Genomic DNA, 13,894 nt, shown 5'->3' with positions numbered 1-13,894 from the left:
GTTTACTTGGTTCCAAACATCCGGTCGCCCGCATCGCCCAGACCCGGCATGATATAGCCTTTCGAGTTCAGCTCGCGGTCCAGTGCAGCGGTGACGATGTGCACATCCGGGTGCGCCTCTTTCATACGCGCCACACCTTCCGGCGCGGCCAACAGGCACAGAAAGCGGATATCCGTCGCCCCCGCCTCTTTCAGCAGGTCAATCGCCGCAGCCGAGCTGTTGCCGGTGGCCAGCATCGGATCCACCGCGATAACCAAACGGTCTTTCAGGCTCTCGGGTGCCTTGAAGTAATACTGCACGGGCTTAAGCGTTTGTTCGTCGCGATACAGACCGACAAAGCCGACACGCGCAGAAGGAACAAGCTCCAGCACCCCGTCCAGCATCCCGTTTCCAGCACGCAGGATCGACACCAGCGCCATTTTCTTGCCCGCCAGAATGGGTGCATCCATTTCTTCCATCGGTGTTTCGATATGGCGCGTGGTCAACGGAATTTCGCGCGTGACCTCATAGGCCAGCAGCAGCGTTATTTCGCGCAGCAACTGCCGGAACACGGCGGTCGAGGTGCCCTTGTCCCGCATGAGCGTCAGTTTGTGTTGCACCAGAGGGTGATCGACGATGGTCAGATGTTCGCTCATGTTTTCTCCAGTCTCTTCTTGACCCGTGCACGGGTAGCGTCATCGCAAAAGGCCGCTTCCAGGGCGGTTTCGTTCAGGGCCGCAAAATCTTCGGCCTCCCAGCCGAAAGCTGCGTTCAGCATTTCATATTCCCGCCGCATGGTCGTGTGAAAAAATGGCGGGTCATCCGTTGAGACGGTGACTTTCACGCCCGCATCACGCAAGGCCGCGATTGGATGTGTCGCAAAATCCGGGAAAAGCCCCAGAACCACATTCGATCCCGGACAGACCTCAAGAGTGATGTCCCGGTCGACCAGTTCGCGAACAAGGTCCGGATCCTCAATGGCGCGAACACCGTGCCCGATGCGCTCGACCCCCAGATCACGGACGGCATCTCGCACGCTTTCCGGACCTCCGAACTCACCGGCATGTGTCGTCAGCCGCAGGCCGGCCTCGCGCGCGCAATCGAACGCCCATTTGAAATCGCCCTGAGTGCCAACGGATTCGTTTCCACCCATGCCAAAACCGGTGATCCAGTCGCCCGCAGTCTCTGCCGCGCAATAGGCGCTGCGCTTGGCTTGATCGGGGCCGAAATGGCGCACACAGGTAATGACGCCGCGCAAGGTGATGTCAAACTTGCGCTCTGCCTCGTCCGCCGCGTCCTGAATGGCGTTCAGATAGTCCCGCCAGGCGTGCAGGTCGCCGCCGCCACAAAAATCAGGGCTCAGAAAAGTCTCAGAATAGACGACACCGTTTTCGGCGCTTTCTTCGAGAATGGCCAATGTCAGCCGCCGAAAGTCTTCGGGCGTCTTCAGGACTTCGCAAGCAGCTTCATACACATTCAGGAAATGCGCGAAATCGCGGAAATCATAGGATCCGTCCGGCTTGAAGATACCGCTCAGGTCCACCCGTTTTTCATGCGCAAGCTGACGTATGAATGCCGGGGGGGCGGCGCCTTCGTGATGCAGGTGCAGTTCTATTTTCGGCAGATCGGCGACGCTCATAGAAAGTTCCTTCCCGGCCCTTGCGCCGGAATGTTCAGGTGATGGGCGATGCTGGCGGCAATATCGGCAAAGTCTACCTGGCCGATCTGCCCCGTGCCCGACCCGGAAATCAGAACCGGCACTTGTTCACGTGTGTGATCTGTCCCGGTCCAGCTGGGATCATTGCCATGATCGGCGGTCAACACCAACAAGTCGCCGGGGCGCAGCCTGGCCAGAATCTTGCCGATCTCGTGATCGAACCATTCCAACGCTCGGGCATAGCCGCTGATATCGCGACGGTGGCCGTAAAGACTGTCGAATTCAACAAAGTTGGCAAAAGTCAGGCTGCCCTCTTCGGCGTCATCCACCAGATCTGAAAGGTGCCGCATGAGTTCAGCGTCCGACCCTTTGCGCAGCGTGTCGATACCCTGCATGGAAAAGATGTCGCCGATCTTGCCCACCGCGTGCACCTTCCGCCCGGCATCCTGCACCCAATTGGTCAGAACCGGTGCGGGCGGCAGAATGGCGAAATCCTTGCGGTTGGCAGTCCGTTCAAAACCCGCCTCTGGCGAGCCGACAAAGGGGCGCGCAATGACACGGCCCACTTTCATCTCGTGCAAGCGCGGTGCAAGTGCGCGGCACATGTCCAGCAAACGGTCCAGTCCGAAACTCTCCTCATGGGCTGCGATCTGAAACACACTGTCAGCTGAGGTGTAGCAAATCGGCCAGCCGGTTCGCATATGCTCGGCACCCAGTTCGGCGATGATCGCCGTGCCCGAGGCATGGCAATCGCCAAGGATGCCTTCGGTCCCGGCGGCCTGGGCCGCTGCGCGGCTCAGGTCCGCAGGAAAAACCGGAACCGTATCCGGGAAATAGTGCCAATCCCACGGCACCGGCAGACCTGCCAGTTCCCAGTGGCCCGAGGGCGTGTCTTTGCCGGGCGAATGCTCGCGCGCGCAGCCCCACAGCCCATTGGGTTTCGCGTTCAATCCGGGGATTGCGTCCCCAGACGCCAGCCGCGCAGCCGCACCCAAACCCAGCGCGTCGAGGTTCGGCAGGTTCAAGGGGCCCGAGCGCCCGTCTTCGGCCCGCCCTTCGGCACAGGCCTGCGCGATATGGGCCAGCGTATTTGCTCCACTATCCGGGACGTCGCCATTGAAAAAACGATCGGCATCAGGCGCACCGCCTATTCCAACGGAATCCATGACGACGAGAAATGCACGGCTCATACGCTGATCCTTTCGTGGATCAGATCCGGAAGCGCCGGGGCCGTATCGCTGATCTCAATCGCGCTCAGCACGGTTTCCGCGGCTCGGCGCGCTGCATCTTCCCGAGCAGCATGGATCACTGCAATCGGCGTGCCTTTTGACACGCGGTCCCCAAGCCGAAGAATACTGGATATCCCGACGGCGGGGTCGATCTCATCACTTTCGACCTGACGGCCACCGCCCAGCGCAACCACGGCAAGACCCAGAGCTTCTCCGTCAACGGCCGAGATGAAGCCGTCCCGCGGGGCCGGAACCTCTTGGATGACATTCGCCTCAGGCAGGAACCGGGCCCAGGTATCGACAAACTGAACCGGGCCACCGACCGCTGCCATCATGCGCCCGAACCGTTCGGCAGCGCGGCCGTCACGGATGATTTCAAAGATCTTCTCACGCCCTTCCTCGACCGTTCCGCACATTCCTGCATCGGTCAGCAGGACCCCCCCCAGCTCGGCGGAAATGTCTGCCAAAGGGGACGCATTCGACATGGTCAGCACCTTCATCACTTCCGCGACTTCCAAGGCATTGCCCAACGCCGGGGCCAATGGTTGGTTCATATCCGTGATCACCGCCGACGTGCGGCATCCTGCTGCGTTTGCGGTCTGGGTCAATGCGGTGGCCAATTTGCGGGCATCTTCCATCGTTTTCATGAAAGCACCGCTGCCGGTTTTGACATCCAGAACCAGTGCATCCGGGCTGGCGGCCAGTTTCTTGGACAGGATCGACGCTGTGATCAGATCCAGGCTCTCGACCGTCGCGGTCACATCCCGCACTGCATAAAGGCGCTTGTCTGCCGGCGCGATCTGGCCCGTCGCCCCGACGATGGCCGCGCCGGTATCGCGTAAAATCTGCGCAAGACGGTCCTGCCCGATCTGAGTGCTGACCCCCGGTATCGCCTCAAGCTTGTCCAGCGTTCCGCCGGTATGCCCAAGACCCCGGCCCGAGATCATTGGGACATACGCCCCACATTCCGCCAACGCCGGAGCAAGAACCAGGCTGACGCTGTCCCCGACCCCTCCGGTCGAGTGCTTGTCGATCACCGGCCCGTCCACGTCCCAGGTCAGAACGTCACCGCTGTCGCGCATCGCAATCGTCAGATCCGCACGCCCCCGAGGGCCCAATCCGCCCATGCAGACAGCCATGGCGAATGCCCCGGCCTGCGCGTCGCTGACGCTTCTATCCGCAAGCCCCTGCGCAAACCAGATCAATTCCTCGCGACCGGGCACCTCCTGCCTGCGCAGTTTTGCTATGATCGAGCGGGCATCCATGCGTTCAGACATCCTCCATGTGTGACGCGTCGAATGCGCCCGGCAACAAATCCCCGATGGTTGTCTCGAATTCGGAACCGTCCACGGTTGCCAGAGTAACCTTCACGTCGCGCTTGCCAAACTCGGCCAGTTTCTGGCGACACCCACCGCAAGGCGGCACAGGCTGAGGGCTGGAGGCGACCACATAGACCTCGGTCAGTTCCTGCTCTCCTGCGGCGACCATCGCGGCGATTGCGCCGGCCTCGGCACAAGTGCCTTCGGGATAGGCCACGTTTTCAACGTTGCACCCGGAAAAGATCTGACCCGTCGAAGCCCGAAGCGCTGCACCAACCTTGAAATTCGAGTAAGGCGCATAGGCGTTTTCGCGGACTGACAAGGCGGCGTCTTTGAGCGACATGGCGATTCCCCGTTTTTTGATCATCTGGTCAGAAATTTGGATCGTTAAGCAAAATGGTCGAGGAATTGAAGCCCCCAGCCAGTATTTTTCAGTCAGCCCAGTGTTGTCGTGAACGTACCGGGCAAGGTGACTTCCAGCAACTCGATGTTGTCCGAGGGCGAGGACAAGCGCGTGCGCATCCCGGGCGGGATGACAAAGGCGTCACCTTGCTCCAGCCGGTAGGGCTCGCGCCCCTCGCCTTCCAGCGTGACCGCCCCGTTCATCACGAAGGTAAAGTGAATGTCCGTATCGTGACTGGCCCATTCGGTATCGCCCTGCCCCTTGCGGACGACCTGGACGCCAGCGACCCCTTTGGTGTTCTCGGCAATCGTCGTATCGCGGCAGATGTAACCTGGAAGACGGAATGGCACCCATTCAGCGCCCTTGGCCTGGTTGAAGACAAAGCGTTGTCCCTGCCATTCACGGTCCGGGCGAAAATGCGGCGTGGGAAGCTGCATGTCATGGTCGATTTCCGTGACATGTTCCGCTGGCACACCTATCTCGATGACCTGAACATTGTCTGACGCCTCGAGCACGCGATGACGAATTTCCGGCGGCTGGATAAAGCAATCCCCTGCGGTCAGGCGCATTTTTTCTCCCTGATCCTCGTAAACGACATCCACCCAGCCATGAATGCAGAATATCAGCTGGAACCCAACCTTGTGAAAATGCACCATATCGGGCACCGGACCCCCGTCCGGGATGCGGATATGGCTGGCGATGATCGATCCGCCCAGACGATCCGGCACCAGATCGCGATAGTGCATCCCCGCCCGACCGATGATCCATGGCGCCTGATCCTTGAGCCTGCGCACCAAGAAGGAATGAACCGTTTCAGGCATCACCAGCGGCGGGTTACGCTCTTCGATTTCGATCCGGGTCCCATTCGGCGCGACAAGAACGCGTTGGCCATCTGCAAAGCTTTCCGGGTCATCTGTCAGGATGCGCAATGTTCCCGGACCTTCGGGCGCGTCTTTTTCAATCCGCAGCCGCAGACCGTGCCCTGAAAACACTGCGACGCGCGGATCGTCCGCGGGATAGATCATGTCCATCTGCATCCCCAACATCTTGGTATAAAAGGGGATGTCGTTTCGAATTTCCTGGGTAGGCAAACGAAATTCAGCTTGGGTCCGGGAAGGCTCGGATGTCTTTGTCATGAGATGTCTCGTCAGAACTCGATTTTGACCATCCGATCAGAACAGAGGCCAAAATGCCAATCGAAAAGAACATCTCGAGCGTTTCTTCCATCACGAAAAGCCGCGCCTTCATAACTGACGACAAAGCTTCGCCGTGCAGCCCGGTGAATTCTTCAAGAAGCTGAGCGATGACGGCAAGACAGCCGGCCGCAATGAACACGATCATAAAAGGCGCGCGCCGCTTGACAGCACGCCATCCCGTCGGGATCCCATGCCACATGACACCGCCCAGGACAACGCAGGCCAGCAAGACCCTGACCAGAGTGACGTCCAGCACCGAATCCAGCCCGTCAAGGATCATGAACGGCAAGCTGCCTTCAGGATAAACGCCTGCTTCCAGCTCTCGCTCGGCCAACAACAGTAATGTCAGCCCGATATACAGCCGGGTGACACCCGGATATCGCCACAAAGCGGCCACACCCGCTGCAAACAAACACGCCGCGGAAATTGTTTCAAACAACCCGCCTTCCTGATTGAAAACCAGTGCCTGTTCTGGCCAGATGCCAACAGCACCAAGAAGCACAACACCTGACAGCACCGCAAACGAAAGGGTTAGCCGCACAACTCCGGTATCCGCCACAGAACCGGAGAACAGGCCATCGACCTGATCATTTGCCTTGAAAGTCATTACTGCTTCGTCTTGCCTGAGTGTTTGTTCGTTTCGCAAAGTTGCCTAGATGTAAAAAAAATATGTCAAAATTCAACCCATTTCGGGTGTGCAACTGCGCCACGTCGGCAAAATTACGCAACGTAGCCAAGCTTGGACGAATAGTTTAATGTTAAATCAAATTCTAAGAGGGAACTGAAACTTCAATGTCTGACACCCCCAGCCTGCGACAGGCCGCGCTTGACTATCACGCCCATCCGAAACCCGGAAAACTTGAGATCAAGGCCACGAAACCGATGGCCAACGGTCGCGATCTGGCGCGCGCCTATTCGCCCGGCGTGGCCGAGGCCAGCCTTGAAATCAAAGCCGACGCCGCAAACGCGGAAAAGTACACGGCGCGCGGCAACCTTGTCGCCGTGGTATCCAACGGCACCGCGGTTCTTGGTCTGGGCAATATCGGGGCGCTGGCCTCGAAACCAGTGATGGAGGGCAAAGCCGTCCTGTTCAAGAAATTCGCTGGCATTGACTGTTTTGATATCGAAGTAGACCAGCCTGATCCGGAAAAGTTGGCGGATATCGTCTGCGCGCTGGAACCGACATTCGGGGCCATCAACCTGGAAGACATCAAGGCACCGGATTGTTTCATTGTCGAAAAGCTGTGCCGCGAGCGCATGAACATTCCCGTTTTCCACGACGATCAACACGGAACCGCCATTGTCGTCGGGGCCGCGGCCAAGAACGCTTTGCATGTGGCGGGGAAATCCTTTGCGGACATCAAAGTCGTATCAACCGGCGGCGGGGCTGCTGGGATTGCCTGCCTGAACATGCTGGTGAAACTGGGTGTGAAACAGGAAAACATCTGGCTGTGCGATATTCACGGGCTCGTCTACGAGGGGCGCGCCGAGGATATGAACCCGCACAAGTCGCAGTTTGCGCAGAAAACGGAATTGCGGACTCTGGAAGATGTCATCGGCGGTGCGGATCTGTTTCTGGGCCTTAGTGGCCCGAATGTCCTGAAGCCTGAAATGGTTCAGAAAATGGCCGATCGTCCGATCATCTTCGCACTGGCCAACCCAACGCCAGAAATCCTGCCTCAGGCCGCGCGTGAGGTTGCACCTGACGCGATCATCGCCACGGGGCGCAGCGATTTTCCCAATCAGGTCAACAACGTATTGTGCTTTCCGTTTATCTTCCGGGGTGCTCTGGATGTGGGCGCGACCGAGATCAATGACGCAATGCAGATCGCCTGCGTCGACGGCATTGCGGAAATGGCCCGCACGACGACAAGCGCCGAGGCGGCAGCCGCCTACAAGGGCGAGCAATTGACCTTTGGGCCGGATTACCTGATTCCAAAACCTTTTGATCCGCGTTTGGTGGGTGTCGTCTCATCTTCCGTTGCCAAGGCAGCCATGGAAAGCGGCGTCGCAAAGCGCCCCATTAAGGATCTTGAGGCCTATAAGGAAAAACTCAACCAGTCGGTTTTCAAGTCGGCGCTTTTGATGCGCCCCGTATTCGAGGCGGCAGCCGTCGCATCCCGTCGCATCGTATTTGCCGAAGGCGAAGATGAAAGGGTGCTGCGGGCTGCACAAGCCATTCTTGAGGAAACAACGGAAACGCCGATCCTGATCGGACGTCCCGAAGTCATCGAATCCCGATGCGAAAAACTGGGCCTGACCATTCGCCCGGGCACAGACTGCCAGATCGTGAACCCAGAAAACGATCCGCGTTATTACGATTACTGGAGCTCGTATCATCAGATCATGCAGCGCCGAGGTGTGACCCCGGATCTGGCCAAGGCGATCATGCGCACAAATACAACCGCCATCGGCGCGATCATGGTGCATCGGGGCGAGGCCGACAGTCTGATCTGCGGCACGTTCGGCGAATATCGCTGGCATCTGAACTATGTTGAACAGGTGCTTGACGATGGCAACCTGCGTCCGCACGGCGCGTTGTCGCTGATGATATTGGAAGACGGCCCCCTGTTCATCGCCGATACGCATGTCCGGCAATTGCCGACGCCGGAGGAGTTGGCCGAATCGACCATTGGCGCCGCGCGGCATGTTCGCCGATTCGGGATCGAACCCAAGATCGCGTTCTGCTCGCAGTCGCAATTCGGCAATCAGGCGGAAGGATCGGGAAAACGCCTGCGCGCCGCATTGGACATCCTGGACCAGAAACCGCGCGACTTTGTCTATGAAGGCGAAATGAACCTGGATGCGGCCCTTGATGCGGATCTTCGGGCGCGGATTTTTCCGGGTTCACGCCTACAGGGCGCGGCAAATGTGCTGATCTTTGCCCATGCGGATGCGGCCAGCGGCGTGCGCAATATCCTGAAAATGAAAGCGGACGGGATCGAAGTCGGCCCCATTCTGATGGGAATGGGCAACAAGGCACATATCGTCACCCCATCCATTACCGCACGCGGATTGCTGAACATGGCTGCCATCGCGGGGACGCCGGTGGCACATTACGGGTAAACCGGCTGCCCGACACCATGAACCGCATCCCCCGCGGGGGTGCGGTTAACACAATTCTCACACTTTGACGGCTATATGTCGTGGCATCTCCGTGGGAACCCTGGGGCACGCGGAAGAATGGCGAATTGGCATTGTGCCGACTCGCCTTGGACGTGATCTTTTGCATGGTCGAGTTTGCAAGTTTGCAAAATGGCCTCTTCGGCGCAGAAAATCCAATGGTGAGAAAGAAGTTTGCAAAAATTTGCAAGTCGTTGCGCGAATTACTGCAAATATTTTGCGATAAACTGACGCGTCGTCATTTGACGCGCTTGCCCGATAGTTTTCTGGGTCCTAACACAAAGACCAAGTCGTTGTGAGGAGGACGAGATGGCGTATCAGGACGTTTATGACAGTTGGAAGAAAGACCCCGAGGCGTTCTGGATGGACGCAGCCAAGGGGATCGATTGGGTCAAAGAACCCAGCAAAGCTCTGTTCGACGACAACGCGCCCTTGTACGAATGGTTCAGCGACGCACGGGTCAATACCTGCTGGAACGCCGTGGACCGCCACGTGGAAAACGGGCGCGGCGAGCAGACCGCCATCATCTATGACAGCCCGATCACCCATACCAAGCGCGAGATTTCATATGTCGAGCTGCGCAACCGCGTGGCCAATCTTGCCGGCGCGCTGCGGGCGAAAGGCATCGAGAAAGGTGATCGCGTCATCATCTACATGCCGATGATCCCCGAGGCGCTTGAGGCGATGCTGGCCTGCGCACGTCTGGGCGCTGTGCATTCCGTAGTGTTCGGCGGATTTGCCAGCAATGAACTGGCGGTCCGCATCGACGACGCCAAACCCAAAGCCGTCATTGCGGCGTCCTGCGGTATGGAACCTGGCCGGGTCGTGCACTACAAGCCGCTTCTGGACGGCGCCATCGAACTTGCCGAGCACAAGCCGGATTTCTGCGTCATCTTTCAGCGCGAACAAGAAGTTGCTCAGCTGATCGAAGGGCGCGACTACAACTGGCACGGGTTCCAGTACGGTGTCGAACCGGCGGAATGTGTTCCCGTCGACGGAAACGATCCGGCGTATATCCTGTACACTTCGGGCACCACGGGGGCGCCCAAGGGCGTCGTGCGCCCCACTGCCGGGCATCTGGTGGCACTGAACTGGACCATGAAGAACATCTATAACGTTGATCCCGGTGATGTATTCTGGGCGGCATCCGATGTGGGTTGGGTCGTTGGACATTCCTACATCTGCTACGCCCCCCTGATCCACGGGAACACGACGATTGTGTTCGAAGGCAAACCGGTCGGCACCCCTGATGCGGGAACCTTCTGGCGCGTGATCTCTGAACATAAGGTGAAAAGCTTCTTCACCGCCCCTACGGCGATCCGTGCCGTGAAACGAGAAGACCCCAAAGGCGAATTGATCGCCAAGTATGATCTGTCTCATCTGCGGGCACTGTATCTTGCGGGGGAACGGGCTGACCCCGACACCATCATCTGGGCGCAGGATGCGCTGAAGGTTCCGGTGATCGACCATTGGTGGCAGACCGAAACCGGATGGGCCATCGCCGGAAATCCGCTGGGCATCGAAGAGCTTCCGATCAAGCTGGGTTCGCCCGCGAAACCGATGCCCGGCTATGACGTGCAAATTCTCGACGAAGGCGGCCACCCGATGAAAGCCGGCGAACTGGGGGCCATCGCGGTCAAACTGCCTTTGCCTCCGGGCACCCTGCCGACCTTGTGGAACGCCGAGGAGCGGTTCAGGAAATCCTATCTTGAACATTTCCCCGGGTATTATGAAACCGGCGATGCCGGTATGATCGACGAGGACGGATATCTTTACATCATGGCCCGCACCGATGATGTCATCAACGTCGCGGGCCACCGTCTGTCGACCGGGGGGATGGAAGAAGTGCTTGCCGCTCACCCGGATGTGGCCGAATGCGCGGTGATCGGTGTATCGGATCAGCTAAAGGGTCAGATGCCCGTTGGGTTCCTGTGCCTGAATGCCGGCGCTGATCGGGATCATGGCGACGTGGTTCAGGAGGTCGTCAAGATGGTGCGGGAAAAGATCGGCCCGGTGGCGGCCTTCAAACTGGCCGTCGTCGTCGATAGGTTGCCCAAGACACGTTCGGGTAAAATCCTGCGGGGTACGATGGTGTCGATTGCAGACGGTCAGGATTACAAAATGCCTGCAACGATCGATGATCCAGCCATTCTTGACGAGATCAAAGAGGCCTTGCAGACAATCGGTTACGCCAAGTAACCCGAGGGGCGGCATTAGCCGCCCATTTTTTGTCTTCTCTTGCAACCGGAAGCAGCCCCTCTACTGTCACGTTAAGACAGTGAGGACCCATGACACAAACCGATATCTGGCGTCTCAGCGCCACAGACCTGACCACCCTGACAAGACGCGGCGACCTGAGTGCGACCGAGGCGGTTCGGGCCTCGATCGAGCGAATGGATGAGGTCAACCCGGATTTGAATGCGGTTGTGGAAGACCTGCGCGAGCAAGCGTTGGAACGTGCCGAAGCGCTGGACAATGCGCGGGCTGGCGGCAAACCGACGGGTCCGCTGCATGGCGTGCCGGTCACGATCAAGGTGAACGTTGACCAAAAAGGCCACGCGACAACCAACGGTGTCGTCGCATTGAAGGATGTGATTGCACCGGATGACGCCCCGGTTGTGAGCAATCTGCTAAAGGCCGGGGCTGTTGTTGTCGGGCGGACCAACACGCCCGAGTTCTCTTTCCGCGCCGACACGGACAATCCGCTGTATGGCCGTACGCACAACCCCTGGGGGCGGCATATCTCGCCCGGCGGCTCTTCCGGTGGGGCTGGCGCTGCGGTCATGGCCGGAATCGGCGCGCTGGCCCACGGCAACGATATCGGCGGCAGCCTGCGCTTTCCCGCGGCGGCCAACGGAGCCGTGACGGTGAAACCCGGGCTGGGGCGTGTCCCGGCATGGAACCCAAGCCAGAAGGTCGAACGCGGTTTGCTGGCGCAGTCGATGTCAGTTCAGGGCCTGATTACCCGGTCGGCCGCTGACCTGCATCTGTCCATGCCCAGCCTGATCACCGCCGACGCGCGTGACCCGTTTCACGTGCCGATGCCCTGGCGTGGTCCTGATCCCGACGCGCCCGTCAAGGTAGCCTTCACCAAGAACACATTCGGCTATGCCTTGCACCCCGAGGTCGAGAAAGCGCTAGACACGGCACGGGACGCACTGACCGATGCGGGCTATATGGTGCAAGAGATTGACCCGCCTGACGTTTTTGAATGCGGTCGAATCGGTTATCGTACGCTGATGGGCGAAGTGCTGACGCTTATGAAATCAGATATCGAAGCCGCTGGTTCGAAAACGATTCAGAATATCTTTGCGGTGTATTTTCAGGAATTCCCGCCAATTGTCGAAACCGAGATGGTTCGGATGCTGGCCAAACGAAGCCACTATGCGCGGGAATGGTCCCTGTTTTTGCAGGATTACCCTTTGGTGCTGTCGCCTTTCCTGCCACAACCGTTCTTCAAACCTGACCGGGACACCGAAGGCGCCGATGGAGTGCATGAGGTTCTGGGGTGCGCCGTTTATTCCTATGCGATGAACTTTCTGGGCCTGCCTGCAGCATGTGTCCCGGCCCGGCTGGCTGAATTGCCTAAGGGCCCACAGCCGATCAGTGTTCAGATTGCGGCACAGCGTTGGCGCGAAGATCTGGCGGCGGATGCGGCCGCGGCAATCGAGGCACGCGTGGGGCAAATGTGCCTGCCGCTTTGGGAAAAATCAGAGTTGCTGGGCGGCTGCAAAAAATAGACCCCGGGACATTGTACCCGGGGCCCGACTGCTAAAATAAGCCCGGATTTCTGATGACGAGCGTAGCACCACCCACCCTCGCCAGCGCAAAATCTGCGCAATCATTCGAATACGCCGTTCAGGTGGCCACTCACTCCCACCTTGGCGTGTTCTCCGGGCAATTTCACATTAGCCAATTGCCAATAGATTCCCTGTGAACTGCTTCACACAGTTTCAAAAAATCCTCACAGAGACGCAATTTTATGTGAATTGCTCGGAAATCAGTCGTTCTTCCAAACCGTGCCCGGGGTCGAAAAGAATGCGATGTGAAATCGTAGGCTCGGACCGGATTTCGACCCAGTCAATGTCTGGGAAAGCTACGGAATCAGCGGCAACGATAACGGGTCGCTTGTCCGCATCCAGCACATCGAACCGTACCTTCGCGATTTTTGGCAGCAAGGCACCACGCCATCGGCGGGGGCGGAATGCGGCGATTGGGGTCAACGCGAGAACGTCCGAGCCAATCGGCAGAATAGGCCCGTGTGCCGAGTAATTATACGCCGTGGACCCCGCTGCTGTGGACAGCAGCGCTCCATCGCATACAAGTTCATCCATTCGCTCGCGGCCATCAACGCTGATCTTCAGCCGCGCGGCCTGCGGGCCTGCCCGCAACAATGACACTTCGTTGATCGCCAACGCCTCGTGCAGCTTTCCGGACTGATCCATCGCCCGCATCGCCAGCGGATTGATGACCTCTTCCTCGGCATCCTCCAGGCGGGCCATCAGGTCGTCTTCGTGATACGCGTTCATCAGAAACCCGATTGTGCCACGGTTCATCCCGTATACCGGTGTATCAAGATGCTGCATGTTGTGCAGGGTATGCAACATGAAGCCATCACCCCCAAGAGCAACCACAACATCTGCATCGCGGGGCGCCACATTACCGTGTTTGGACACCAGAGCATCCCGGGCCGTTTGCGCCACTTTGACCTCACTGGCAAGAAAGGCGATTCTTTTTTTCATGTTTTCCGGTTTCCGGTGCTGCACATTTGGTTCCGAAACAAACATACCTTTCCCCGATAGGCCAGTCTTGACGCCGCAGCGGGCCAAATCGTCGCTTTAAGCCTTTTGCGAATGTGGCGTTTCCGATAGGAAATCCGCAAGATTTTTACCCAGCCATGTGGAGCGCCCATGAACGCCAATCTTCGTGATACCGGATTTTTCACCCAGTCCCTTTCTGATCGTGATCCCGAGCTTTTTGGCTCGATC

12 protein-coding genes are annotated in these 13,894 nt (G+C 58.5%); 4 read left to right on the top strand and 8 right to left on the bottom strand.

The features are described from left to right. Window positions 1-2: 2 nt before the first annotated feature. From upp to GOW09_RS14880, 7 genes are all read right to left on the bottom strand, one after another. Window positions 3-635 carry a uracil phosphoribosyltransferase gene (upp, locus tag GOW09_RS14910; protein WP_171119418.1) on the bottom strand — a complete coding sequence of 211 codons (633 nt, stop codon included), beginning with the start codon at window positions 633-635 and terminating at the stop codon, window positions 3-5. Next, complete coding sequence (locus GOW09_RS14905) at window positions 632-1,618, bottom strand: adenosine deaminase (protein ID WP_171119417.1); 987 nt, start codon at window positions 1,616-1,618, stop codon at window positions 632-634. The genes upp and GOW09_RS14905 overlap by 4 nt, the downstream gene beginning before the upstream one ends. Further along, window positions 1,615-2,826, bottom strand: a complete 1,212-nt coding sequence (locus tag GOW09_RS14900; RefSeq protein WP_171119416.1) for a phosphopentomutase — start codon at window positions 2,824-2,826, stop codon at window positions 1,615-1,617. Before GOW09_RS14900 ends, GOW09_RS14905 begins: the two co-directional genes overlap by 4 nt. Further along, window positions 2,823-4,130 carry a thymidine phosphorylase gene (locus tag GOW09_RS14895; protein WP_171119612.1) on the bottom strand — a complete coding sequence of 436 codons (1,308 nt, stop codon included), beginning with the start codon at window positions 4,128-4,130 and terminating at the stop codon, window positions 2,823-2,825. Before GOW09_RS14895 ends, GOW09_RS14900 begins: the two co-directional genes overlap by 4 nt. Window positions 4,131-4,134: 4 nt before the next feature. Next, on the bottom strand, window positions 4,135-4,551 hold the full coding sequence (locus GOW09_RS14890) for a cytidine deaminase (RefSeq protein ID WP_171119415.1): 417 nt from the start codon (window positions 4,549-4,551) through the stop codon (window positions 4,135-4,137). 68 nt (window positions 4,552-4,619) lie between these two features. Beyond that, window positions 4,620-5,723, bottom strand: a complete 1,104-nt coding sequence (locus GOW09_RS14885) for a cupin domain-containing protein (RefSeq protein WP_171119414.1) — start codon at window positions 5,721-5,723, stop codon at window positions 4,620-4,622. Then, on the bottom strand, window positions 5,686-6,390 hold the full coding sequence (locus tag GOW09_RS14880) for a hypothetical protein (RefSeq protein ID WP_171119413.1): 705 nt from the start codon (window positions 6,388-6,390) through the stop codon (window positions 5,686-5,688). Before GOW09_RS14880 ends, GOW09_RS14885 begins: the two co-directional genes overlap by 38 nt. A gap of 185 nt (window positions 6,391-6,575) precedes the next feature. Here GOW09_RS14880 and GOW09_RS14875 point away from each other — a divergent pair, with 185 nt between their 5' ends. The 4 genes from GOW09_RS14875 to GOW09_RS14865 all read left to right on the top strand — a co-directional run bounded on the left by GOW09_RS14875 (window position 6,576) and on the right by GOW09_RS14865 (window position 12,646). Continuing rightward, window positions 6,576-8,849 carry an NADP-dependent malic enzyme gene (locus GOW09_RS14875; RefSeq protein WP_171119412.1) on the top strand — a complete coding sequence of 758 codons (2,274 nt, stop codon included), beginning with the start codon at window positions 6,576-6,578 and terminating at the stop codon, window positions 8,847-8,849. A 164-nt stretch (window positions 8,850-9,013) separates the two neighbouring features. Next, window positions 9,014-9,205 (top strand): hypothetical protein, encoded by a 192-nt coding sequence (locus GOW09_RS22365; protein WP_217360281.1) that lies wholly within the window; start codon window positions 9,014-9,016, stop codon window positions 9,203-9,205. A 10-nt stretch (window positions 9,206-9,215) separates the two neighbouring features. Continuing rightward, on the top strand, window positions 9,216-11,105 hold the full coding sequence (gene prpE / locus GOW09_RS14870; RefSeq protein ID WP_171119411.1) for a propionate-CoA ligase PrpE: 1,890 nt from the start codon (window positions 9,216-9,218) through the stop codon (window positions 11,103-11,105). 89 nt (window positions 11,106-11,194) lie between these two features. Continuing rightward, a complete protein-coding gene (locus GOW09_RS14865; RefSeq protein ID WP_171119410.1) occupies window positions 11,195-12,646 on the top strand; it encodes an amidase family protein in 1,452 nt (483 codons plus the stop codon). Between the two features lie 240 nt (window positions 12,647-12,886). Here the strand turns inward: GOW09_RS14865 and GOW09_RS14860 are convergent, their stop codons facing one another. After that, window positions 12,887-13,648, bottom strand: coding sequence for an NAD kinase (locus tag GOW09_RS14860; RefSeq protein WP_253283451.1), 762 nt, complete (start codon window positions 13,646-13,648; stop codon window positions 12,887-12,889). Window positions 13,649-13,894: the final 246 nt, after the last annotated feature.

This window comes from Ruegeria sp. HKCCA5463, from assembly GCF_013034175.1.
Classification (GTDB): Bacteria; Pseudomonadota; Alphaproteobacteria; order Rhodobacterales; family Rhodobacteraceae; genus Ruegeria.
This window is presented reverse-complemented; position numbering and strand designations above follow the sequence as displayed.

Bases quoted from the DNA above. Each gene is read 5' to 3' on its own strand.
- GOW09_RS14865 (WP_171119410.1), top strand. From the start codon at position 11,195: ATGACACAAACCGATATCTGGCGTCTCAGCGCCACAGACCTGACCACC.
- GOW09_RS14895 (WP_171119612.1), bottom strand. From the start codon at position 4,130: ATGGATGCCCGCTCGATCATAGCAAAACTGCGCAGGCAGGAGGTGCCC.
- GOW09_RS14890 (WP_171119415.1), bottom strand. From the start codon at position 4,551: ATGATCAAAAAACGGGGAATCGCCATGTCGCTCAAAGACGCCGCCTTG.
- GOW09_RS14900 (WP_171119416.1), bottom strand. From the start codon at position 2,826: ATGAGCCGTGCATTTCTCGTCGTCATGGATTCCGTTGGAATAGGCGGT.
- GOW09_RS14885 (WP_171119414.1), bottom strand. From the start codon at position 5,723: ATGACAAAGACATCCGAGCCTTCCCGGACCCAAGCTGAATTTCGTTTG.
- GOW09_RS14905 (WP_171119417.1), bottom strand. From the start codon at position 1,618: ATGAGCGTCGCCGATCTGCCGAAAATAGAACTGCACCTGCATCACGAA.
- GOW09_RS14875 (WP_171119412.1), top strand. From the start codon at position 6,576: ATGTCTGACACCCCCAGCCTGCGACAGGCCGCGCTTGACTATCACGCC.
- GOW09_RS14880 (WP_171119413.1), bottom strand. From the start codon at position 6,390: ATGACTTTCAAGGCAAATGATCAGGTCGATGGCCTGTTCTCCGGTTCT.
- GOW09_RS14860 (WP_253283451.1), bottom strand. From the start codon at position 13,648: ATGAAAAAAAGAATCGCCTTTCTTGCCAGTGAGGTCAAAGTGGCGCAA.
- prpE (WP_171119411.1), top strand. From the start codon at position 9,216: ATGGCGTATCAGGACGTTTATGACAGTTGGAAGAAAGACCCCGAGGCG.
- GOW09_RS22365 (WP_217360281.1), top strand. From the start codon at position 9,014: ATGGTCGAGTTTGCAAGTTTGCAAAATGGCCTCTTCGGCGCAGAAAAT.
- upp (WP_171119418.1), bottom strand. From the start codon at position 635: ATGAGCGAACATCTGACCATCGTCGATCACCCTCTGGTGCAACACAAA.